The 24,316-nt window shown below is 34.6% G+C and carries 18 protein-coding genes and 1 riboswitch; of the genes, 6 read left to right on the top strand and 12 right to left on the bottom strand.

The window, feature by feature from the left end:
- Positions 1–290: 290 nt before the first annotated feature.
- Positions 291–1,130 carry a CHRD domain-containing protein gene (locus tag B5X51_RS01980; protein WP_139374815.1) on the bottom strand — a complete coding sequence of 280 codons (840 nt, stop codon included), beginning with the start codon at positions 1,128–1,130 and terminating at the stop codon, positions 291–293.
- Between the two features lie 206 nt (positions 1,131–1,336).
- Here B5X51_RS01980 and B5X51_RS01985 point away from each other — a divergent pair, with 206 nt between their 5' ends.
- Positions 1,337–2,020 carry an SIR2 family NAD-dependent protein deacylase gene (locus tag B5X51_RS01985; protein ID WP_079719182.1) on the top strand — a complete coding sequence of 228 codons (684 nt, stop codon included), beginning with the start codon at positions 1,337–1,339 and terminating at the stop codon, positions 2,018–2,020.
- A 196-nt stretch (positions 2,021–2,216) separates the two neighbouring features.
- Entirely contained in the window at positions 2,217–3,554 is a 1,338-nt protein-coding gene (gene purB / locus B5X51_RS01990) for an adenylosuccinate lyase (protein ID WP_079719183.1), read from the top strand.
- Between the two features lie 141 nt (positions 3,555–3,695).
- On the opposite strand, the gene B5X51_RS01995 is transcribed toward purB, so the two are convergent.
- The 4 genes from B5X51_RS01995 to B5X51_RS02010 are packed head-to-tail and all read right to left on the bottom strand — an operon-like array spanning position 3,696 to position 5,743.
- Complete coding sequence (locus tag B5X51_RS01995; protein WP_079719184.1) at positions 3,696–4,241, bottom strand: DUF4252 domain-containing protein; 546 nt, start codon at positions 4,239–4,241, stop codon at positions 3,696–3,698.
- Positions 4,242–4,263: 22 nt separating this feature from the next.
- A complete protein-coding gene (locus B5X51_RS02000) occupies positions 4,264–4,791 on the bottom strand; it encodes a DUF4252 domain-containing protein (RefSeq protein ID WP_079719185.1) in 528 nt (175 codons plus the stop codon).
- Between the two features lie 3 nt (positions 4,792–4,794).
- Positions 4,795–5,247, bottom strand: a complete 453-nt coding sequence (locus tag B5X51_RS02005) for a hypothetical protein (RefSeq protein ID WP_139374816.1) — start codon at positions 5,245–5,247, stop codon at positions 4,795–4,797.
- A complete protein-coding gene (locus B5X51_RS02010; RefSeq protein WP_079719187.1) occupies positions 5,228–5,743 on the bottom strand; it encodes an RNA polymerase sigma factor in 516 nt (171 codons plus the stop codon). Before B5X51_RS02010 ends, B5X51_RS02005 begins: the two co-directional genes overlap by 20 nt.
- A 122-nt stretch (positions 5,744–5,865) precedes the next feature.
- Between B5X51_RS02010 and B5X51_RS02015 the strand changes: the two genes are divergently transcribed.
- Positions 5,866–7,338 (top strand): S41 family peptidase, encoded by a 1,473-nt coding sequence (locus B5X51_RS02015; RefSeq protein WP_079719188.1) that lies wholly within the window; start codon positions 5,866–5,868, stop codon positions 7,336–7,338.
- 87 nt (positions 7,339–7,425) lie between these two features.
- Here B5X51_RS02015 and B5X51_RS02020 read toward each other — a convergent pair whose 3' ends face one another.
- Together B5X51_RS02020 and B5X51_RS02025 are read right to left on the bottom strand one after the other, a co-directional pair.
- On the bottom strand, positions 7,426–8,469 hold the full coding sequence (locus tag B5X51_RS02020; RefSeq protein ID WP_139374817.1) for a YncE family protein: 1,044 nt from the start codon (positions 8,467–8,469) through the stop codon (positions 7,426–7,428).
- A 3-nt stretch (positions 8,470–8,472) separates the two neighbouring features.
- On the bottom strand, positions 8,473–10,314 hold the full coding sequence (locus B5X51_RS02025; RefSeq protein ID WP_079719190.1) for a TonB-dependent receptor plug domain-containing protein: 1,842 nt from the start codon (positions 10,312–10,314) through the stop codon (positions 8,473–8,475).
- A gap of 33 nt (positions 10,315–10,347) precedes the next feature.
- A riboswitch (cobalamin riboswitch) is annotated at positions 10,348–10,649 on the bottom strand.
- 258 nt (positions 10,650–10,907) lie between these two features.
- Here B5X51_RS02025 and B5X51_RS02030 point away from each other — a divergent pair.
- The 3 genes from B5X51_RS02030 (at position 10,908) to B5X51_RS02040 (ending at position 14,108) form a co-directional block, all read left to right on the top strand.
- The gene (locus B5X51_RS02030) at positions 10,908–12,062 is read left to right on the top strand and encodes an ABC transporter substrate-binding protein (RefSeq protein ID WP_079719191.1); all 1,155 of its coding nucleotides are present in this window, start codon (positions 10,908–10,910) and stop codon (positions 12,060–12,062) included.
- Between the two features lie 217 nt (positions 12,063–12,279).
- Positions 12,280–13,311: a FecCD family ABC transporter permease gene (locus tag B5X51_RS02035; protein WP_079719192.1), complete on the top strand. Its 1,032-nt coding sequence runs from the start codon at positions 12,280–12,282 to the stop codon at positions 13,309–13,311.
- A gap of 2 nt (positions 13,312–13,313) precedes the next feature.
- Complete coding sequence (locus B5X51_RS02040; RefSeq protein WP_176132711.1) at positions 13,314–14,108, top strand: ABC transporter ATP-binding protein; 795 nt, start codon at positions 13,314–13,316, stop codon at positions 14,106–14,108.
- Here the strand turns inward: B5X51_RS02040 and B5X51_RS02045 are convergent.
- Genes B5X51_RS02045 through pelF form a run of 5 tightly spaced genes read right to left on the bottom strand, consistent with a single transcriptional unit; the run spans position 14,105 to position 24,032 of the window.
- The gene (locus B5X51_RS02045) at positions 14,105–18,094 is read right to left on the bottom strand and encodes a DUF2194 domain-containing protein (RefSeq protein ID WP_079719194.1); all 3,990 of its coding nucleotides are present in this window, start codon (positions 18,092–18,094) and stop codon (positions 14,105–14,107) included. The genes B5X51_RS02040 and B5X51_RS02045 overlap by 4 nt on opposite strands.
- Positions 18,094–20,085, bottom strand: a complete 1,992-nt coding sequence (locus tag B5X51_RS02050) for a hypothetical protein (protein ID WP_079719195.1) — start codon at positions 20,083–20,085, stop codon at positions 18,094–18,096. Before B5X51_RS02050 ends, B5X51_RS02045 begins: the two co-directional genes overlap by 1 nt.
- A gap of 8 nt (positions 20,086–20,093) precedes the next feature.
- Complete coding sequence (locus tag B5X51_RS02055; RefSeq protein ID WP_176132712.1) at positions 20,094–20,885, bottom strand: endo alpha-1,4 polygalactosaminidase; 792 nt, start codon at positions 20,883–20,885, stop codon at positions 20,094–20,096.
- A 7-nt stretch (positions 20,886–20,892) separates the two neighbouring features.
- The gene (pelG, locus tag B5X51_RS02060) at positions 20,893–22,506 is read right to left on the bottom strand and encodes an exopolysaccharide Pel transporter PelG (protein WP_079719197.1); all 1,614 of its coding nucleotides are present in this window, start codon (positions 22,504–22,506) and stop codon (positions 20,893–20,895) included.
- A 2-nt stretch (positions 22,507–22,508) separates the two neighbouring features.
- Positions 22,509–24,032, bottom strand: coding sequence for a GT4 family glycosyltransferase PelF (gene pelF / locus B5X51_RS02065; protein ID WP_079719198.1), 1,524 nt, complete (start codon positions 24,030–24,032; stop codon positions 22,509–22,511).
- Positions 24,033–24,316: the final 284 nt, after the last annotated feature.

The raw sequence follows: 24,316 nt of genomic DNA on the forward strand, positions 1-24,316 counted from the left end.
TATTAGTAAATTAGGTGCTCAGGTAACAGCATTTATATGGTGTTACTATTACACAATCTACTTATAGATACGGCGGAGTTACTTTTAACGGATGTTAAGGTTTTTAAAAAAGACCCATAAAATTTGTTAAATAAATAATCAGAAAATAATTCTGCAGTCTCAGACTATAACAACGTTTATTTTTAAATTTTAAAGAAGTTTGAAGAGTAAAATCCAGGCAAGAAAACGTTTAAAAAATAAAAGCCCGGCAAAATGCCGGGCTTTTTAATCTAATAAGCATTAGAGAGATTTTATTCTTCAGAAGCATTAGCTCCCATATTCCCTTGTGCAGCAAGGGTTTCAAGATCATCTGCACTGGCGTGTACATTAATGTATCCGTTATAAGTTAGTAAGTCTTCATAAGTAATAGCCTCACCTTCTTCATCCTCAGTACCATCGGTCATAGCGATGTTGGTCATGCTCATACCTGTAGCTCCGTTTACAGGAGTAAAGGTTATAGCGATAGCTCCAGGAGCATCTGCTACAGATCCTACATGAATATGAGCTGGGTGCTCATTTCCATCTACCGTCCCTTCAAGGTCTAAAGTAGCTAAAGTTTCACCATTCTCACGTTCTTCAAATACAGCTACACCACTTACTCCAGCGATGTCCATTTCATTAAGATCGTAGCTTACAGACTCTCCGGTAAGTGCATTTCCACCGATATCGGTTTGCGCCACAAGGGTTGGTAAATCATCTTCGCTTAAATGTACATTGATATAACCATTGTAAGCAACTAATTCTTCGTAAGTAATAGCCTCACCATCTAATTCAGAAACCTCGGTAATACTTTCTCCATCGGTAATTGGATTGAAAGTAACTACAATTTTACCGGTTTCAACAGCAGAATTCATATGAATATGTGCTGGATGTACACTTCCGTCTTCTGTACCTTCTAAATCGAATTCTACGGTAGCAGATCCGTCTTCGTTTTCGTTAAAAGTAACAGTTCCGCTAACGCCAGAATCTCCAATCGTGTTTAAGGTGTATTCTTGTGTTTCTCCTTCAAAAGGAATGTCTACTGCATCATCGTCACTATCACAACTTGCGAAACCTGCGACCATCATTAAAGCAAATGCTAATTTTTTCATTTTTAATCTAATTTTTAAGTTATTAATTTATTCTCTTTCTAGATGCCAATAACAGCAAATGGTTGCGTTATATAATAAGTGTTTCAAAGACTTTAACAGGATAAGAAAACTACCTATTTGAAAATGAGAAGAATCTAAAAATCATTTAACGTTTTTAATTATCTGAGATTAACATTAACTTAGAATCTCAAAAAATTATTCGCTGCATGCAAAAGAAAATAGTAGTGTTAACCGGTGCGGGTATTAGTGCTGAGAGCGGTATAAAAACATTTAGAGATGCCGATGGACTATGGGAAGGGCATGATGTTATGGAAATTGCTTCCCCTGTTGGCTGGGAAAAAGATCAAGAAAGAGTTTTAAATTTCTACAACCAAAGACGTCGCCAGTTACTAACGGTAGAACCCAATGAAGCTCATAAAGCTTTAGCCAAACTGGGAAAACAATTTGATGTAGAAATAATTACCCAAAATATAGACGATCTTCACGAAAGAGCCGGTAGTACTAAAGTTACCCATTTACACGGCGAACTTTTAAAAGCCAGAAGTACCTTTAATGAAAACCTGGTATTAGATTGGAAACAGGATATTAATGTGGGGGACTTCTGTGAATTTAACTATCAACTTAGACCTCATGTGGTATGGTTTGGTGAAGCTGTTCCTATGTTTGAAAAAGCAATGGGGATTGTAAGTGAAGCAGAAATGCTTATTATTATAGGAACATCTATGCAGGTTTATCCTGCAGCTGGTCTGGTAGATTTTGCGCCAAATGGGATACCTATTTTTTTTATAGATCCCCATCCCAATATTTCAGAAAAAGGAAATCTCCATATTATTGCTGAAAAAGCTTCAGTAGGTGTTCCTGAACTTGTAAAGGATTTAACTTCTACTTAAACTCCTAACAGCAAATTCGTGTTGCATTTTGTATTTATAATCAATGTCATTTTATTCTGAAGCCAAGCTTAAAAGCATTTAATCTTAATTAAGGTATAATTATTTAGAAAGAATTAGATAAAAAGAAATGCTGCTGCAGTTTTAAAGATTGGCTGGAAGCAGTATCTTTATGGCTTTTAATTTTTAATATATATCAATGACACCGCTAACAGCCATTTCTCCTATAGATGGAAGATATCACTCCAAAACAAAACAACTTTCAACTTATTTTAGTGAAGAAGCTTTAATAAAGTATAGAGTAAAAGTTGAAGTTGAATATTTTATTGCGCTCTGCGAGTTACCTCTACCTCAATTAAAAGATATTGACCATTCGGTATTTCCCGACTTAAGAGCCATTTATGAAAATTTCACTACTATAGATGCTCAGGCGGTAAAAGAGATTGAAAAAACTACCAATCACGACGTTAAAGCAGTAGAGTATTTGCTAAAAAATAAATTTGATGAATTAGGCCTGGAAAAATCCAAGGAGTTTATCCATTTTGGACTTACATCCCAGGATATTAACAATACTGCGGTTCCATTAAGTTTAAAAGATGCAATAGAAGCTCAATATCTTCCTGAAATTGAAGAAATAATAGCTAAGTTAACACAACTTTCTCAAGACTGGGCTAATGTTCCTTTATTGGCAAGAACTCACGGACAGCCCGCTTCCCCTACCCGATTGGGAAAAGAAATAGAGGTTTTTATAACTCGCCTGGAATCTCAACTAGATCTTTTAAATAAAGTACCTCATGCCGCTAAATTCGGTGGTGCTACCGGTAATTTTAATGCACATAAAGTAGCCTACCCAATTACCGATTGGAAAGAATTTGGGACTAATTTTGTGCAGGATAAGTTAGGCTTACACCATTCATTTCCAACAACTCAAATTGAGCATTATGACCATATGGCAGCTCTATTTGATGCTTTAAAGAGAATTAATAATATTCTAATAGATCTGGATCGTGATATTTGGACTTATGTTTCTATGGATTATTTTAAGCAGAAAATTAAAGAAGGCGAAATTGGTTCTTCTGCGATGCCACATAAAGTAAATCCTATAGATTTTGAAAATAGCGAAGGTAATTTAGGTATTGCAAATGCTATTTTTGAACATTTATCGGCTAAGCTTCCAATTAGTAGATTACAACGAGATCTTACCGATAGTACGGTATTAAGGAATATTGGAGTACCTATGGGGCACACTAGTATTGCTTTTAAAAGCACCCTTAAAGGACTTGATAAATTACTGTTGAATGAAGAAAAGCTAAATGCCGATCTTGAAGCAAATTGGGCAGTAGTAGCTGAAGCGATTCAAACAATTTTGCGTCGCGAAGGATTTAAAAATCCGTATGAAACCCTTAAAGGCCTTACCAGAACCAACGAAAAAATTAATAAAAAGAGCATCGCCGATTTTATTGAAACCTTAGAAGTTTCTGAAACGGTTAAAGAAGAACTCAAAAAAATAACCCCGCAAAATTATACGGGGATATAAGCTAAAAAGAGGTTGTTTGAAAGAGAATATCGTCAATCTGAACTTGTTTCAGATTCTAAGATTATTGAAATTAGACCCTGAAACAAGTTCAGGGTGACGTGAAATTTTCTCAAGCAACCTCTTCAATTAATACTCTAATAATTATTCTGCAATTTCGGTTTTAAACATACCGGTAATTCCTTGCAAACCTGCTACATCTATATCACCCTTGTTTAAGGATTTCATGAACTCCATTAACTTCTGCGGATTCATATCTTCCCCTAAAACACGTGCTACACCAACACCTTTCGTGTCATCATAGCCGTACACAATAATTTCATCTATCGCATCTTCTTCTCCGGTAAAATAAACTTCAGCTTTACGATTATTTGAGCCATATTTCATTAAAAGCTGATATTTTTCATTCTTTAAAATATCGGCTAATTTCACCTTCTCAGCTTCATACTCTTCCTTATTATCCTTTACAGCTAAAGCCAGGACATTTATTTTCTTCACAGTTTCCAGAGTTTCTTTTTGGGTTTCATCAAGCTGTTCGGCATTTGTAAACATACTGGTAGGCACGTCTACCGCTATAAATTTATTATCCTGTTGATTCTCTACATAATATTCCTGTAAACTTGGCTCACTTGCGCAAGAAACAAAAGCTGTAATACCCAATGCCAGACTTACTATTTTTATGGTTTTCATTGTTATTGATTTAAAAGTTATTCTAAGATTTATTTTCTACATTTTTAAGCTCCTCGGCACCAGGTATTTTAAGATCTGATGTTAAACGAGATAGCTGTGAAAGGTCTATTTCTCCCGTAATGCTCAAGATTACCGAAATTGGTTCTCCTTCTTTTTCACCTTCCATAAACATAAAGAGCTCGCTAACATAATTATCTCTTTTTCCACTTTTTGAATAAAAGCGAATGTTTTTACCATCTTCTTTAACCCGCATTAATTGGTCTAAATTATTAGCGTTTAAATAGGACTCTACATCCTTTTGCATCTCACTCCTAACCGAAGCAGTAGTACTGGTAAACATTTTAATTTCATCCAGATTTTCTATAAGTTTTAAATACTCCCGGGCTTCAGGGTTATCATCACTTAAATCTACTTTTGCAAGCATCTTAAACATTTTACTGGTCATTACCATAGCATCTACATCTTTCATGTTTTCATACTTGGCAAAGGACTGGGCCTGGGTTATTATAGGCAACAAGCCAATAATAACTATTAGTGCTATTTTTCTCATAGGTTATTTAGTTTTTATAAATTTATTTTTGGTGTAATTAAATTCTTTTAGATATATAAGATCTTCTTTCCCTTCATTCATTATTTCAGAAACCATTTTTAAAGCCTCCATACTTTTTTGTAAAGCCTCTTCCTTATCCTGAACCGTACCAAGATCACTATCACTCATTTCCAAAGGTTTATTTTGAAAAAAGAAAAGTCCAACTACTAAGATCACACTAGCTGCAATAGCCGTCCAGAGATATTTATTATCCTGCTTATTAGAAGGCAACTGAATTTCTCTTTCGTAGCTTTTCTTATTCTCGATTTCAGAGAAATCAAAAATAAGTTGATAAGGCTTCAAGTTTTCGGGAACTTCATTTGTTTTGAAATAATCCCGAAGTTGGTTCTCCTGAGCCAAAGAAGTCTCCCCAGCCTCATATTTAACCAGTAAATCTTTAATTTTTTGTAATTCCATAATCATGCTTGTTTGTTAAGCGCTCTCTTATTTTTTTTCTCGCCCTTGATAAGGCTACCCTTACCGCAGTACTTTTCATTTTTGTTACTTCCTCTATCTCTTCAAAATCCAGTTGCTCTATATCTCTAAGCTGAAAGACAATTCTTTGTTGTTTTGGTAAATCGGTTACAATCTCCTGTATCCAGTTCATTTCATCTTTAAGCTCTAATCCTCTTTGTGGGGAAATCGACTTATTTTCATAATTTTGATGAACAATTCTTAAATTATTGTTCTTTTTCGCTTTTAATTCATCCAAACAGTAATTTTTTGTCACTGTCATGGCAAAAGCTTCAAGATTGGTATAATCCTTGAACTTATCCTGTTGATTCCACAATTTTAGAATCACATCCTGAGTAGCATCTTCTGCCGCTTCTTTTGAAACAAGCAGTCTTAATGCAAGCCGGTACATTTTATCTTTTACCGGGTTAATTCGCTCCAGGAAAGCTTGTTGTTTCATGTATGCTTGGTTTTAATAACCTTCTTACCATTTAAACGATTAGCGGCAATAATTGTTACAATAGGATTTCGATTTTAATTATTTGTGGGTATTTTTAGCAATCTAAAACAAACTTAACATTTATGAAGTTTAATAAACTAATTTTATTTTTAGGCTTATCGCTTATAATTTTAAGCTCTTGCTCTAAAGACAATGATGATGAACGCTTTCCTGTAGTAATAGGTGAAAAAGGCCCTAATCTGGAAATCGAGAATTATCTATACAATGCCATGAGTATTTTCTATGTATACGAGGCCGATGTTCCCGAGCTTGATGAAAATTATTTTGATTCTGAAGCCGATAAAGATGAATGGCTCGCCAGTTTTGACTCGCCAGAAGATCTTTTTAATGAAGGATTAAAAGTTCCCGCGCCAAAAGATCGATTTAGTTTTATTCTGGACGATTATACTGTCCTGGAAAACAGCCAAAGTGGTATTAGAACCACCACCGGTATGGATTACGGACTTGTGGCTTATGATGCAAATGGAGTTTTTGGATACGTACGCTATGTAATACCGGATAGCCCGGCTGATGAAGCCGAAGTAAAAAGAGGTATGCTTTTTACACAAATTGATGGTGAAGACATGACCAGAAGTAATTATCAATCGCTTTTAGCCAGAGATGGTTATGAAATTTCTTTAGCTGAAGTAAATGAGAATGTAATTAGTGAAACCGGTGAAACTATTGCATTAACTCGCAGAGAAATTACCGAAAACCCGGTTTTACTGGCAAAAACCCTTGATGTAAATGGCACAAAGGTAGGTTACGTAATGTACAACTCATTTACCGCCGATTTTGACTCTGAGTTAAATGCTGCTTTTGGAAAATTAAAAGCTGAAGGTGCACAAGCACTTGTACTTGACCTTCGTTATAACGGCGGTGGAAATGTAGAAACTGCAGTAGATCTTTCCAGTATGATTACCGGACAATTTGAAGGGGAGATTTTTTCTAAACAAAGATGGAACGATCTTTTACAGAGTGAATTTACCCAGGAAGAACTGGTAGACCGCTTTAACGATAAAATAAGAACAGACGAGGCTATTAACAGCCTAAACTTGAATGAAGTTCATATTATTGGAACCAGTTCTACCGCTTCGGCCAGTGAATTAGTGATGAATGGACTTTCACCTTATATAAATATGGTGCATGTTGGTGATACCACAGTTGGTAAATTCCAGGCGGCAGCACCGTTATATGATTCTCCAAACTTTAACCGGCAAAATAGAAACCCTAATCACACCTATGTTATCCAACCCTTAATATATGAGTCTAAAAATGTAAATGAAGACGCTTATTACGAAATGGGGTTAATACCTGATATTGCGGTTAGCGAGGGCTTTACCAACCTTATAGAGTTAGGATCTCCTGAAGAGCCTATGCTTGCTGCAGCTCTTGCCGATATTACCGGCAATAAAATGATGATTCCAGCCGTTTCTTATGACTCCCAATTTACCAAGATTGGAGAAAGTGAAGAGACTAATATTGATTACCAGAGAATGTATGTAGACGAAATTCCTGTAGAAATAAGACAGAAAGCTGTGGAATTAAAGAAATAATTTCAAGACTTTATAGAATACAAAAAGCCCCGTTTCAACTAAAAAACGGGGCTTTTTTATGATGAGCAATTAACAGAAAAACGACAGTTAATCGTTAAAGTAGAAGCCATTAGGGCCTACTCCGACTTCTATATTTTTGATAAGTTCTCCGTCTAAGCTATAAATTTCAATAAAACTGTTTGAGCCAAAATTACCATCAGCAATAAAAATTCTTTCATTTTCAACGTTAAAACCATACATTCTTATAGATCCTGAACGTGATTCATACTCAAATAATGGCTCTTCAGCCTCGGTTTCATCTCCTTTTCCAATAACATAAACACCTTCGTTTATAGTATAGTATATTTTATCATTTTCAATTTCCATTTTGTTAGCCTTCTCTTCCTTCAGTTCTATAGAAGAGATAACTTCACCTGTTATCAAATCAATCTTCTCTAATTTCGATTTACTCAAAGCATATATTAAACCGTCTTCAATATCAAAATCTGCCAGGCCTTCATTAGTTATAAAGGTTTTTTCAATTGTATTATTTGCAGGATTTATAATACTAATATCTTTTCCTAATCGATAAAGAGAATTCTGAACATAAAGCAATCCGTCTTCTTCAATTATTTTTCCTCCAACATTATTCAATGCAATATTTTCTTCAACTTCCAAAGTTTCTAAATCAATAACGGCAATATAATCATCGGTGGTAGTACTAAAAGAAGCCTGGTTGGTTACATAAGCTTTACCATTTTTTACTACACCATACATCGGTACCTCTAGCCCACTATCAACTTTACCAACAAGTTCCAGGGTATAACGATCTACAATAGTAATAAGATTAGATCCGTTTGAAATTATATATGCAAGATTTTCCTCAAAAAAGATAGATTGCGCAAAGGACCCAAGATCATCATTTTCATTTAAGTTCTGATAAATGTTATGTTCTATGGTTTGTAAATCTTCGCTAATGTAAGTTAAGGTTCCCGCAGCCTGGCTTCCCTCATTCAGTACAAAAAAACCATTGGTATAATCTCCTTCTGCTTGTGGTCCATCAGGATCAACAATATCATCATCACTACTACAGGAATTTAATAAAAGCCCTCCTATTAAGGCCATAGACAATAGTTTACTAATTCTCTTCATTATTTAAAAATTTAGGTTTAGGTATATATTAAAATTTCTACCGGGCATCCACCGGTTTTCTACACTTTGGTATGCTTCATCAAAAATATTGAGTACTCTTGCCCCAATTTTATAGCTATGTTTTTTTCCAAAATCATAGCCTATTCCCAAATTTGAAACGGTATAAGCATCCATATTATAACGGGAATTATTGTCTGATCTGGTAAAGGCTTCTCCATTATATAAAAGCTGATAATCCAGGCTTAAATTTTTAAAAGAATAGGTAAATGCCGCCGTAGTTTTATGAAAGGGTACATAAATAAGCTGGTAGCCAGAACTCATATCTTCTGAAACGGTGTAAGCATAGGTTGCTGAAGCACCTATAAAATGATTTTTTAAAATTTGTTCCTGCCACTTAGCAAGTACTTCAAAACCATAGGTTTCCACTTTTTCCTCATTAAATGGACGCCAAACGCCATTTTCGGAGGGCAGCCAGTGTATCATATCATCAATTTGATTATAATATCCGGTAAGGCTAAATTTTAAATTTTTATATTTTAAATGATTTCCAAGTTCTACCTGGTTAGATGTTTCGGGATTAAGGTTGGGGTTGCCGGCTCCAGCCCAATAGAGGTCATTATAGGTAGGTATTCTAAAGTTTCTGGAAGCATTTATTTTGAAACTATAAAAATTGTTTAAATCATAATTTAACCCTGCCGAAAACAACAACGGACTCTCATAGTTATTAGTAACTTCTTTTCTCAAGCCAAGTTCGTACTGTAGTTTCTTAAATGGCATGTGTTTCAACAATAATGCAGAAGAAAAAATATTTCTGGTATTATCAGTAATTCCCGACCCGGTTCCATCGGTATAGGTATTGGTTAATACAGCATTAAACTGTATCTTATTTGAGGTAGCGTACTTTAAATCATACTTCCCAATAGTAGTCTTTGCTGCTCCATACGTATAATTCCTAGAAGATATATTTGCATAATATCTATAATTTTCATCTAGATAGGCTAACCTGGCTATCGAGATAAAACTTCCAAATTCACTAACCCATTCCAGCAAATTTCTCGTGTTTAAATTGCTATATTTTGTTCTGGTTTCAGAAGGTCTAATCAATGAAAAATGCCGTTCGCCTTCAAAGACTTCACTATAAAATTTTAAGGTGTTTTCCTCATTAAACCTATATGCCATCCCAATATTCAGATTAATGTTATAGAAGCTTCCATTCTCGTTCTTCCTTTCTTCCATTGGCCATTCATAATCATTATCTGAAGAATTTCTGGCAAGGGCGGCACTTAAGCTCCATTTTGTGGTTGAAGTTTTGATTTTATAACGGGCATCCAAAGTGTTAAAACTCCCATATTGCAAAAAAACATCCTGTTTTGTTTTTCCGCTAAAATTAAGATTAGTATTTAAATGAACAGTCCCACCAATGGCTCCGGTGCCGTAAACTACGCTTCCACCTCCACCACGAACACTAATATTATCAAATCCGCCGGCGTTTAACGTATTAAAATCGGTTTGACCATTAAATTGAGAATTAATATTAATACCATTCCATAAAACCGCGGTTTGAGCTGCAGTTGTCCCACGAAAAGATGGTGAAGAAACCATTCCCAGGCCATTTTCTTTAAAATAGATATTGGTATTAAAATTTAAGGCTGAAGTAAGCAGTGCCCCGTTTTTCTTTAAAATTGAATCGTTTAAAACAGTAACCTGCTGGCCCGTAGAAAAATCTTTCAATTTGGTATCGGTAAGGAACACCTCATCCAAAACGTTTATAGTATCGTTTTGAGCCAATACAGGCAAGCCACAAAGCAAGCCAAGAAATAAAATATAAAACTGTCTTTTTTTCATCTGCCCCTGACTTTTATCCCGAAAGTCTAAGAATTAATTGGTTATATTCTGGCAGGTCTCCTGGCTCGCGTCTTGTTGTTTACCTTCCCATGCCGATAGCTATTGGCGCAGTGGTTTTTGAAGTGATAACAACAAGCATTCTGATCTAAAATCAGAACTTAGCTTACAGTTGCGGGAACAGCTCAGGCTTAACAAAAGTTAGAAGGAAGAAGTTTGAAATACGAATAAAATATTCTTGCTTCGTATTTTGTACTTCTAACTTCGTACTTTTTTCCTGATTCCCTTTTAATCGGCGTGATACAATTCACATCCGAACCAAAAATTTCAACGCGAAATTAAACATTTATCTGAGTTGAGGCTATTAAATTCTAAATAATATTACTTTTGAAAATTCCTATTTGTAAGAAACTTTGAAATATTTTGATCCAATTAAACCTATTTCAGTCTTATAAAATGCGGGAAAGTAAACTACCTCGGGCAAGCCCACGAGGCATTCGTTGGAAACAAATTTTTAATTTCGAGGCAAGCCTCGGGGTATTACACCCTTTGGCGGTGCCAATAAAATTTAGTTAATTTCATTTAACCTAATAAAGATGAAAATAAAGCTTACAAAAGCCCTTAGTTTTTTTATCCTATTCATTCTATTCACAGCTTGTAAGAACAATCAAAATGAGCAAAAAACTGATTCAAAAAATCTTGAAAAAGAGCTTGAATTAAGTCATGCTAATAGTTTTAGTATCAAAACTTTTGATGATTTCTACCTTATAGAACTAAAATCTCCCTGGCCTAATGCGAAAAAGCCTTTCACCTATCTTCTTTTTAAAGAAAATGCTGAAATTCCCAAAGATTTGGAGTACGATCAAAAAGTGCAAATTCCAGTAGAAAAAATGGTTGTCACTTCTACTACACATATTCCGGCATTAGAAGCTTTAGATGAAGAAAGCAGCCTAATTGGTTTTCCCGGACTCGATTATATTTCTTCTAAGAATACCAGGAAATTGATCAATTCAGGAAAAATTAAAGAACTGGGTAAAAATGAAAATATCAATACAGAAATACTTTTAGATCTTGAGCCCGATGTAGTTATTGGTTTTGCCATAGATTCTAATAATAAAACCCTGGAAACTATTCAGAAGATGGGAATTCCGGTGATGTACAATGGCGATTGGACAGAAAAAACACCACTTGGAAAAGCAGAATGGATCAAGTTCTTTGGTGCTTTTTATGACAAATTAGATCAAGCCGAAGTGAAGTTCAAGTCGATTGAAAACGCTTATATTGAAGCTAAAAAGTTAGCGAAATCTTCAAAAGAGACACCAAAGGTTTTAAGTGGTGCAATGTATAAAGACCAGTGGTATTTACCATATGGAAATTCGTGGCATGCACAATTTATTAAAGACGCCAATGCCAGTTATGTATACACCAACACCCAGGGAAATGGCAGTATGGCACTGTCTTTTGAAAGTGTTCTTGAAAAGGCCCAGGACGCCGAGTTCTGGATAAGTGCGGGACAGTTCACTTCCTATTCACAACTCCTAGAAGAATCTCCACATTACCAGCAATTTGAAGTAGTACAGAAAAAAAATGTATATAGCGTTAGTTTAACAAAAGGCGAGACCGGTGGTGTTATTTATTTTGAACTTGGCCCACAGCGCCCAGATTTAGTGCTTAAAGACCTGGTTTCTATTTTTCATCCAGATGTACTTCCAAATTACGAAACTACATTTTTTAAGGCTCTGGAAGAGTAATTACTGTATATTGAGGTTTAAAAACAGTTTTTATTGCTCGCTAAGTAAACTACCTCGGGGCAAGCCCACGAGGCATTCGTTGGAAACAAATTTTTAATTTCGAAGCAAGCGTCGGGGTATTACACCCTTTGGCGGTGCCAATAAATCATTATCATTCTTCTTTAATTTTATCTCCTCATTTTATTTCAGATATTTACAGCGAAATAAATAACCGGCCTTGTTACAGTCTCAAAAATATATCCTCCCGCTTTTACTCCTTTTTATAGGAGTAATAGTGCTTGGTTTCTTAAATATAAGTTTAGGATCGGTAAATATTCCTCTTAAAGATGTAATCGCCTCTATTTTTAACCTTGAAGTTTCTAAAGAAACCTGGCGATATATAATTGTAGAATATCGCCTACCAAAAGCAATAACGGCAATAATAACGGGCTCTGGATTAGCAATTAGCGGACTGTTAATGCAAACCTTATTTCGAAATCCGCTTGCAGGACCTTATGTTTTGGGCTTGAGTAGTGGAGCAAGTTTAGGTGTAGCCATTGTAATTATGGGAGCCTCGATTTTTGGAGGCGCTTTTGCGGGAATATTACTATCAAAATGGAGTCTTGTTGTTGCTTCCAGTTTAGGAAGTTTATTGGTTCTCATTGCTGTAATGTTAGCTTCAATAAAACTTAGGGATACCATGGCTATTTTAATTATAGGCTTGATGTTTGCCAGTTTAACTGCCGCAGTGGTAAGTGTACTTTCCTACTTTAGTCCTGCAGCGCAATTACAACAATATATATTCTGGTCTTTTGGAAGTTTGGGAGATCTTTCCTGGAACGAAGTTGGTATTTTGGCTGTGTTTTGGTTGGTAGGTTTAGTTCTCGCTATGTCCTGTATAAAGAATCTGGACACCCTGCTCCTTGGCGAACAATATGCAAAAAGCCTGGGGGTAAGTATTCAAAGAAACCGACTTATAATTATTATTGCTACCAGTTTACTGGCTGGGAGTATTACCGCTTTTGCCGGCCCTATTGCTTTTGTTGGTTTAGCGGTTCCGCATTTAATAAGGCAGGTAATTCCGGTAAATAATCACCGAATTTTGGTTCCGGCGGTTATTTTAGGAGGATCTGCATTAATGCTAATTTGTGATATTGCAGCTCAATTACCGGGGCAGGAATATACCTTACCCATAAATGCCATAACTTCGTTAATTGGAGCACCGGTAGTAATTTGGCTTTTAGTGCGTAAACGAAAATTTTTATTCTGAAATTGAAGCAAAACGAACAACATAGCATCCTTAAAACCACTAACCTGGATATTGGTTATAATAGCAAGGCAGAAAAAACTATTATCGCTGAAGCTATTGATATTGAAGTAAACGAAGGGGAACTCGTTGCGGTTATAGGTGTTAATGGCGTTGGTAAATCTACATTTTTACGCACATTAAGTGGAGTTCAGGATTCGTTGAAGGGACAAGTTTTGGTTAAGAATCAAAAAATTCAGCAAATTGATTCCTTAAAATTAGCTTCTTTAGTTAGCCTGGTGCTTACCGAACAACCAATTTCTAAAAATTTAAGCGTTTTTGAATTAGTAGCCCTTGGCAGGCAACCCTATACCAACTGGATTGGCCGCTTAAGTAAAAATGATCTACGCCAAATTAAAAAATCGCTGCAAAATGTTGGTATTGAAGACTTGCAAAACAAAAAATGTTACGAGTTAAGCGACGGGCAATTACAAAAAGTATTAATAGCTCGTGCTATTGCGCAAAACACGCCCCTGGTTATCTTAGATGAACCTACCACGCATTTAGATCTATACCATAAAGCTTATGTGCTTAAATTGCTAAAAAAACTGACCAGAAAAACTAATAAAGCCATTGTTTTTGCCTCCCATGAAATCAATCTTGCCATTCAGCTTTGCGATAAGATTATTCTAATGCAACACAAAAAAGTGACTACAGGTTCACCTAAAGAACTCCTGGAATCTGGCGCTTTCTCTACGGTTTTTCCTGAAGGTCTAATCATTTTTGATAAAGCTTCAGCTTCTTTTAAAATAAATCCTTAGTTATCTTTTAGAAAATATTTTAAACCAAATGTAAAGTTGTTGGAATAAAAGTCTTTCAGGGTATAAAATTCCGCCTGGGCATTAAAATGAAGATATTTTGAAATTGGCCAGATCATATTTCCCCGGTATCGCTGAAATTCATCAGAAAAAGTATCTAGAAAATACCCGGCATCCAGATTTAGCTTCCAAAAATTATTTTTATCTAAATATTCGTATGCTAGCCCCATTCCGCCATATAATCTTTCATCTAAAGTCCAGTAAGGGTATCCTCCTGTTCTATTTGAATTCCCCAGCATTCCTGAAACTTCAGTATAAGGTTTAAACTTAGATTTATCGTTAAGATCTATGTCCATAGAAATACTGGTTAAGGCCTGTATATCCTGAACATCATCACTATAATGATTCCCCTCCAAATAGAGAATAGCACGAAATTTTTTCTTAAACTGAAGTTCTTCGTAAATATTCAATTGTGTTTGGTAAATATCTAAAGCGTAAGCGGGGCCTGTAACAGCCGGTTTTCTGGAAAGTTGGGCTGAACTATACAAGCTATCTATAGAAATAGATGCTGAAGCTTGTAAATGGAAATAAGCTTTTCCCGCATTATTAAATTCCAGCCGGGTACCAAATCCGTAATTAAACTTTTGCAGCCTCTCACGAGATTTAAATCTATAAATAAAGCCCGGTAGCTGCTCATCTATATTATTTACAAAACTTTCCTGAAGTGGTATAGCATAGGCACTATAATAGCTAAGCCCAAATTGATGCTGATGTAACTTTTTATCGCGAATGCCATAAACAGCTTCGGTACCAAAAGAAGTAGGATCTAACCTATCGCTAATAATATTACTTTCTACCCTCACAAAATCTCCTTCTGTAATTCTTAGGTTATGCTTTATTTGCGCAGCCACTTCCGGGTAAAAAAGTGAAGAATAGTCGCTTAGCAAAAGTCTCTTTTCTTGAGAACTCAAATAAAGTACATCCTTGTTAAGTTGTCTTCTTAATCTATCTTTATTGCGCGATAGTGATAATTTAGAAGCTATTTCCCATGCAGTTTTAATATTGCTCCGACCCATATAATATTCGGTCATAAAAACCTGAATAATCTCGTTTTCCCCTGGATTGTTTTTTTTAGAATAATTAGCGTATAACCGCTCTACTTCTTCATAATTTTTTAGCGCATAAAACCATTGCATTCTTTCAACCAATGGAAAATTTGGTTCGCAGGCAGACCACTCTAAAGCTTTTCTAAAACTTCCCTGGTTGGCATAGGTATAGGCTATTGTTGCAGCCAGAGGTTTAAGATCTTTGCTACAGGCTTTGATTTCAAGTAATTCACGGGCTGCTTTTTTATCGTTATCAGCAATTAGATATTCTATATAAAGTGGAAAATTCTTTTCTTTAAAAATTTCATAATTGCCAGATTGTAATCGCCAATCATCAACTACTTTTTCGCTAATTTCTTCACTACAATTTGACCACAAAATAGCCTGCTTATAATCTTTTGCATCAGCAAGGATCCAGGAAACAGTATAAGCAGCAAATTTAAAATCTTCCCGGCAAGGCTCAACATTCTTCACTAAATGCAAAGCCGCTTCAGGATATTTTTCATTTAAAAGCGATAAATAACTAAACCTATCTGCTCCAGAGCTAGTATTTTCTATTAAGCCTAATAATTCATCACGAGTTAATTGAACCTCGGTATTACTTCCAAAGTATCCAATAAAGTCCCTTCTAAGTTTAATATTTTCTGGATTTAAGTCTATCTGCCTCAACATCCATCGCTTCCTGGTTTCCAAATTTGGGTAATCACTTTGTGTGGTAAATTCTGAAGAAAGTTTTACATATACCGAAGAGTTATTTTTGGAGTATTTTTGTTCTAGCAGTGGCCATATTTCGTCCTGACGATTTTCCCAGCCCAAATACTTAAATAAGCTTAGCCAGTTTTCTTTATTGTAATCATCACTTTTTACAATTTCAGACTTTAATTCATTAATATTCTTTTCAGCATCATTATCCTCAAAGTTTTCAGAGGGTTTCACTAAAAGATAAGCACTATAGTCCTGTGGTAATGAACCTAGTAAATTTCGAGAAGATACATTTTCAAATTTAGGTAAGCTTAGTTGTTTTTCTAGAGTCTGAATATTGTAGAGGAAACCTTCAAAAAGGGAAGTTTTGGTATATTTCAGCTTATTGCTTTTAAGATAAGCTTCCATTTTCATACTATTTTTTTCAGAAACATAAGCAAACCAGAAATTTTCATTTTCAACTGAATTTTCAGTCTGTGCCGCTACCTGAACAGTCTTCTCTGTTTCTGAGAATTCGTAAGAAGTTTCCCGCCAGTTTTGGGTGATTTTTGCAGCTTCTGAAACCTTTAAAAACCGAATTAAAGGAAAAGTTTCTTTTACATTTTTTATATAATCCCAAAATCTTGGAAATAAACCTGGAGATCCATCTTCTGAAACTCTCCAACCATAACTATTTATATTACGCAAGGCGTAGTCTCCCGCACTTTCTAGAGGTTCTTCCCCGGGAATTTGATAAATATCATCTGGGTGGATAAAATGCGTCCAAATACCGGTATAAAGATATAGGGATTGTTGGTTAAACTCTCTGGTAGACGTCATAGCATAACCACTACTAATTCTGGGGAAATTAAAAAAGTGGTAATTATAAGGTTCAGGATCAAATTCCCGGTCCCCGCCTTCCTCAAAATCTCCCAGATAGATACTGGCATTATAAACAATACTGGGTATATTCTCTTCTAAAGCAACAAAACCGGTACTATCTATAATATTTGAAGGCGGCACGTATGATACTGGCAACCTACCATAACCTCTTGCAGCCCAACGTTTTTTAACCGCTTGCAAACTTAGTCCCATATAACTTTTATTAGGCCAATCGGCCTGGGTAAGCGAAACGTGATTATAACCGTGTAACTCAATTTCATGATTAGAGTTTTTTATACTAATCATCAATTTATCGGCTCCATTAGCTCCGTTTAAAATTGATCTTTCCCATTCCCTGAAGTTAAAAGGTGGTGAGGTATGATTAGAATAGTCAAAACACACATAAGCTGAGTAAGCAATATCTTCTTCCTTTGCCAGTTTTAACATATCTTTCCACCAGACTTGAGAATAAAAATCTGCCTGACTTATATCCATTTCTGATTGGATAGGCTCCATTTTTGCGTTATAAAGTGGTGCAGGAAAATCATCTAACATAATACTGGAAGCATTCGCTATAGGATAAGGCACTCCTTCCAAACCTTCTAAAATTGCGGCAAAGAATAATCCACGCTCTTGCTTTTGGGAAAATTGTTCGGTATTAAAAGTAATGACTGAACCTTTTCTAATTTTATTTTTAATAATGAGTGGGTAATCTTCTTCTGAAATAGAAGTTGCTAAAATCTCTACATCTTCCCTAAAATTATGTTGTTTCAAACCATAATGCGTGGTAAGGCTTTTATAATCCTTTCCTTTAAATCCAGGGATAAAGTCTGTTTTAAATAGAAATCCCTGGGCTGTAGTATTTATTTGTAAATCTGCATCATCTTTTACTCCAGCTAAAAATCCAAAGTTTTTATCTATTCCAACCGAAGGAATAAAGATGTGACCACCCTTAGCAACAAAATTTATGAGAAAATCCATTGCCTTTCGGTTTAACGGCGCAAGATTATAAACAACTATTACCTTAACCGAACCCGGTACGTCGGGGTTTTCATTAAATTCATCACTTTTTATTTCTCCAAAAGGTATTTTAGCATAGTTAAGGGTCTTTCTAATATGTTTGCTGTTTTTTGCACTCAAATCATTCCCAGGTTGCATTATATAGGCCACCATAGGCTTATTGCTCATTTTATCGTAGACCACTTTAGGCTGGCTTTCTGCGACATTGGGATCTTCAACATCATCTTTACAACCCGTAAAACACAGAAGCAAGCAGAAAGCGGTATATTTTAATAAATTGATTGGTAATTTTATTTTCATCAAAATAGTAGTTCATTAATATTGCTGGCGCGCGGTCTATTTGCTATCTGGTAAACCTCTAAAAGATTCGTTTTATAATAAACCTTTACCGCTCTACCTTTGGCTTCTAGAAGATCTATTCTTTCTTGTGTTAACAATTGTTGTGTTTTAAATTCCCCTTTCCTCCCCCTATTGTTCTCCCTTAAATTTTTATAAATAAAGACGAACATGGTTTCAGGCAAAATTATATCAGGATTATTCTGAAGATAATCTTCATTATTTTTATATCTATTGAATTTTCTATCCCGTTGTATATAGGTTTCGTTGAAGTAATCGTAATTATAATAATAGTGATTGTTGTTACTAAAACTAAAATAGGGCAAAGAATTTACCACGGCATAAGAATAAGGTAGGTTTTCAGATTGTATCTTTGAATAGGCTTCAAAAACATTATTTTCTGTTTTATTAGCTTCAAAATTTAAAGTAGCAGATGAAGGAAATGTAAAGATTGCTATTCCTAGAATTACCGCAGCTCCACTTACAACTTCTACGATGGTAATTAATTGGCTTTGTGTTTTAAAAATGGAGATAAGATTTACTATGATGTTTAGTATAATCCCGAAGAAAATTGGAATAAATACACAAAGTAGCTGACTTAAAAGATCCAGGTCCAACAAGACTTCATCTATATGATAAAGTCCAAATAACACATTAATAAAAATTAAAAAAATAAGGCTCGCAAGCCATTTATGCGGTTTTCTTATATATTTAAAAATTGTGATTAATAAAAATACAATACCTGTAACCTGGTAATAATAGATAAGTTCTTTAAATGGAACTACCAAGCTAGGATTATAGGTGTACGCATCAAAAGAAAAGAGATTGGAAATAACAAAAGCACCAATATCCTGGTCTTTTATAATGGCAGCTACTCCATAAATAATCGCAATAAGGCTCAAAGAAGAAAGATATGCCAGAATAACCTGAAATACCTGTTTAAGATTATTCTTGAATTTAAAAAAGAACAAAATAAACAGAAAAATTGGGACAATTAAGAGCCCTACAAACAAGTCTAGAATTAAAATAGTGGTAAAAAGAACAACAAACCACCCAAATATCAGCTTTCTATTAAAGCGAAAACTTTGCGGATAAATACCAAAAAACATAGTAGGCACAGCAATAATTAAAGCCGTAAAAACCGATTTATGTTCAGCAAGTAAATCTATATTTATGGGTAAAAACCCGTATAGCAAAGCAAAACTTAAACCGGCCAGTATTCCTGGAGCGTGTTTCCGGGAAATTTTATAAACTACCCAATAGATAATTAGAGAAAGTAAAGCAGATTCTAAAAGTCCAAAAGATTGTAAAGCCTGTGCATTTGTGATATGCGTTAATTTCGCATAGAGATTTATAATTAAATAATCTCCCATCATTTCGCCGGGATGAAAAAACCAGGTTTTAAAAGATAAACCGTTTACCAGGTTTAACTTATTGAACCAATCATAAGAAAGGGTAAACACATCTTCATTAAACATTGAACTCCTGGAAATATAAGTTACTACAGGTAATAAAAAGCCAATAGCCAATTGCCAGTTTTTATGAAATTGAGACAAGCCTTCTCCCCTGTTTTTATACTTAGGCTTAATAATATTATCTCTATCCAGAAAACTTTTTCGTTTTTCAAGTTTTATTACCGCATATAAAATAGTACGTGTATAGATTCTTTGTAATTGATCCTTTATTGGTCTCTTATAATTAAGGTTCATAAAGGTCAAGGCTATAAGCCCAATTACAATACAAATTATTACAAAGAGATCAAATGTATTGGTGAGCACCAATATAAAGCCTCCTAAGAGCACAGCAGAAAGAATTAAGGTTATGGTAGGAATTAAGAAGTTTAGTGCTGTTTGCGCAGAGACCCGGGCAGAAATAATTCTATGTATTAATAGAATTAATACAAAAAACATAATAATTCTTAAGGGTCCGGTAAGTAGGTAGGGCTCTAAAAACATAATTAATTTCAGTTTTTATCAGGAATGCTTTGTAAATCTACTTTCCCAATAAAATATGGCCAGTTATTTTCCTGCAATCTATAATCAATAGCTTTTTTTAATTTTTCAGTATCAGCATATTCAATTAAAATTACGGGGATTTTATAATCTTTATAAGCATTTTTAAGTTCGTTTAGAAGCCTTAAAAATGTTTCGGCTTCACGTAACTGATACTTATTTGTCTTAAAATCATAGTTGGTTACAACACTTTCTTTGGCAACAGAATTTATATAGGGATGGGTATCTTCAATTATTGAAACACCTGCATTTTGCATTAGATAAATATCTGGAAAAACTATTTTCACTGTTTTCAAAAAGTCTAAAAGTGCTTGTTTTTTTCCAGGTGTTGGGCCAAATATGGTATAGTTATCTATATTATCCAGGAACATTCCATCAAGTCCTTTTTTCATATTAAAATTAAAGATATTCATAAGAGATTCCCTGGTTTCTTCATTTTCAATATCTAGAATATGACTATTCCAGATTTCATTTTTTCCCAGTGAATAATTCTTTATTTGCGGAAAATGAGCTGCAGATTCATTAACCTCACCTAGACTTATATAACCTAAAACCGTATTATTTTGCTGTTTTAAAACCCGTATATCATCACTATCAAAATGAGCACTCTCTAGGACTACTATTTCATAGCCAAACACATCTTTTGGATAAAAATCACCATAGGTAAAAAGTACCTGCTTTTCTTTGGTAAGTTGTTGAGCCACCGCCTGAGCAGTTTGGAGAAGAATTGCGCCTGTAATCATGAAAATTTTAATAAGATGCATAGTAATAATAGTCCAGATTTTTAAAGAAACTGTATGTTTCCCTTGTAGTGAGTAGCATAAAGACCAGGGAACCTACCAACATGCCAATTACGCTATATTCATAAGAAACCCATCGGCTTAGCAGAATTCCTATTATAAGATTTATTAGAAAGGCAATAACAATAGTAAGCAGGGGCTTTCTATGCTGCCCTAATGTATAAAGATATAAAACGTTAAGCATACCAAGGCTTAGAAATAGATAGCCTACACTTCCCAAAATACAAACTCTAAGACTTAAAGCACTAAGACTTTCATCAAAACCTGAAGAATATCCCCAGGGCTGTGTAATCAACAAGTATAGAAAAACTGCAACCCCCAAAGCACTAAAGGCAAATAAACGCAAATGCTTAAAGTACATTTTCTTCATTTTATCATTAAAAGTTTGAAACTGTGAGTACTTAGTTTCTAGCTGATGAAAATCCATATGTCTTATGTAAGAATGAATGGCATATTCCATTACGCCCCCTAAAAGAAAGAAAATTAGAATTGCGAGATCCATACCTATTTCATAATCTTTTTCATAATAAATAATATATGGGATATCACGGTTTAAGGTAGAAGACCAGGCTACAAGCCTATCCAAAAAAACAAAAGCAAAAAGAAATGTACCATAAAGAAAATAATTAAAATTTCTATACAAGGAGAGCATTACCTTAGGTTTCTTTTTTTCGGCTTTTTGTTCTTTAAGTTTATATTGAAAAAAGAAATAAATAAACCCCACAGAGATTAAAGAGGCTGTAAGAATACCAATCCAATGCACAAAATAAGGATGAAGTGGTGTATACCAATGTAATAAAAGTGCTAATGCAGTACCTATAAAAACACTAAAAGATAACATCCATCTTTGCTTTAAAGCATATAGCGGTGCTAACACAAGAAGCAAGAACCCGATAAATAAAGCATATAAAAATGTAATTAATACAAAAAGGAAGCTATAAAGTGGAACTACCAAATTCACTAAAAGCGAAAAGACAAAAAAGCCTATAATAGTAATTGTTCCGTTTGTAATAATTTTTTTGGTAGAATAACTTGCCATATGGTAATCCTTATTATACCAATAATAAGAAACCTGCTTTCCTAAAACCTGAACAAAACCTGCACTTAAAATAAAACCAAAAATCACTCCTAACACTACCGCTGTAGATTGGAGGTTATTAAATTTGGAATAGGTCCAGAGGGAAAAACCAAAGACTATAATAGAAACAACTTGCAAAAAAACCGGAAACAAATGGATTAGTCCAGAACTATAATCGGCAATAAATCGTTTGGTGTTTTTTGTCGTAATATATTCGGTTAATGCTAACCTCTTAAAGGTTTTAGCCTCAGCAATACGCTGGTTATTATTTTTAAGATTTGCAAGGGTTATCGCACCATAAGCTTTGTAAATATATTTTGATAGCTGGAAAATATCTTCAAATCCATAATCTTTTTTTACATCTACATCCCTAATTCCAAAAGATTCTATGGTGGCAGCAACTACATAAACATTTACGGGTTTACCGTTACGTTCTTTAACAGAAACTACAAGTTTAGCAATAGCTTTAATTTGATCTTTATTCATTCTTAGGAAAAATCTTTAATCTTTGCCAATTTAGTTTTAGTACCTTCTGATTCCGTCATTTCACGGTATACATCTTCATATTCCCCAATAAATTTATTTAAGGTGAAGTTATTTAGAACTTTTTCCCTTGCATTTTCACCCATTGTTCTTCGCAAATTTTCGTCTAAAAGCAATTTAGTTACGCAGCCTCCAATTTCCTCGGCATCTTTTGGCTTACAGGTAAATCCGCAGCTTTCATCAAGTGCTTCTTTAACTCCGCCAACATCGGTAGATACCACCGGAATTCCACACCCCATAGACTCTATAACAGTATACGGGAAACCTTCAGAAATGGATGTTAAAATAGAAATATCTCCCTCTAAAAAGATTTCCTGAGGATTATTTCTGGCTCCCATAAACTTGAAATTGTTTTGCAGGTTTAATTCTTGAACAAGCGCCAGACATTCTTCGGTATACTCTGGTACGGCCTGGTCATCTCCATATACCATATACTGAACATTAGGAATGGTCTTTTTTACCACTGCACAAGACCTTATCATCGTTAAAATATCTTTCAATTCAAATACTCTTGCCAGGGCAACTACGGTTGGAATATCCTTTAAATGCGCTGGTTTGACTCCGGGCTTAAAAATCTCGGGGTCTATGCCATTGTATATAATCTTAAATTTTTTAGGGTCTGCTCCATACCATTTCTCCCATTTTTGATTAAACGTAGTTACCGAGATAATAACATCTGCCTTATAGTAAGCTAAACGGGCAATAGCCTCAGAGAAACGAATCAGTAAACTTTTAAGAAAGTATGGATATTCAGATTTATTAATGGCTAGAAGTCTTTCTCTAATAAACACCCCATGCTCTGTTAACATTATTTTTGTGCCATATTTATAATTGGCAATAAGAGCAGGAATAAGCGGGAAACCACTAAGCGTTAAATGCGCAATATCTACCCTGGGAATATTTACTATGGCAAGTGGAATTAGAAATCTATAAATCCATCGTAACCCAATTGTGATATCTATTAAAGAAGCATCGGGGTTACGTTCCCCTATAATAAATTTTGAGAGAGTATCTCTATAAGTAGTCCAAACATGCTTACTCCTAATGGTTTCTTTAAAATCATAATCTTCGAAATAAAACCATAATTGATGAAAAATTATATCCAGGTCTTCTATGTTCTGGTCTTCACTATAAATAAACTCCAGCAAACCTTTAAACAAAGGGATAAATTTTTGGGCCACCACTTCATCTGTAGTCCACTCTTTTTTAGCTACAGTTTTATAATATTCTTCCCCATAACTTATATAATCATAAGGCTCATCTGGTGTCCAGAGTGGCACCTGTATAACTTCACTTATGTTATCACTAAGTTTATACTTTGATTCCTTTTCAAAAGAAGCATTTATAGAATACAGCTTAAAATCTATATCACTAACCTTATTACATAAATGATGCGCCCAGGTAGAAACTCCACCACCGTTAAAAGGGTAGGTACCTTCTAAAATAAGCATTACAGATGGCTTCGGCATTAAATTCGCTTTTCGTTCAAAAATATATTAAAAATCAGTGATTTGTCAACATATAATTCAGAAATTATAAAATGTAATTCACCCATTATAATATTTTCACTAAAATCCCAATTTCGTAAAAAATACATTCTTTTGTTTGCAAAAAATATAAAATCAATAATTTTATGTTTTACAATTTCATATACCTTTGTACGAAATTGCAAAATATAAATGAATTCAGTCCGTATTCCGCTCTTTATTCTGTGTTGTCTACTCTTTTTATGCCAGGAAAACACAGCTCAGGA

The organism is Salegentibacter holothuriorum (genome assembly GCF_900168045.1).
GTDB lineage: Bacteria > Bacteroidota > Bacteroidia > Flavobacteriales > Flavobacteriaceae > Salegentibacter > Salegentibacter holothuriorum.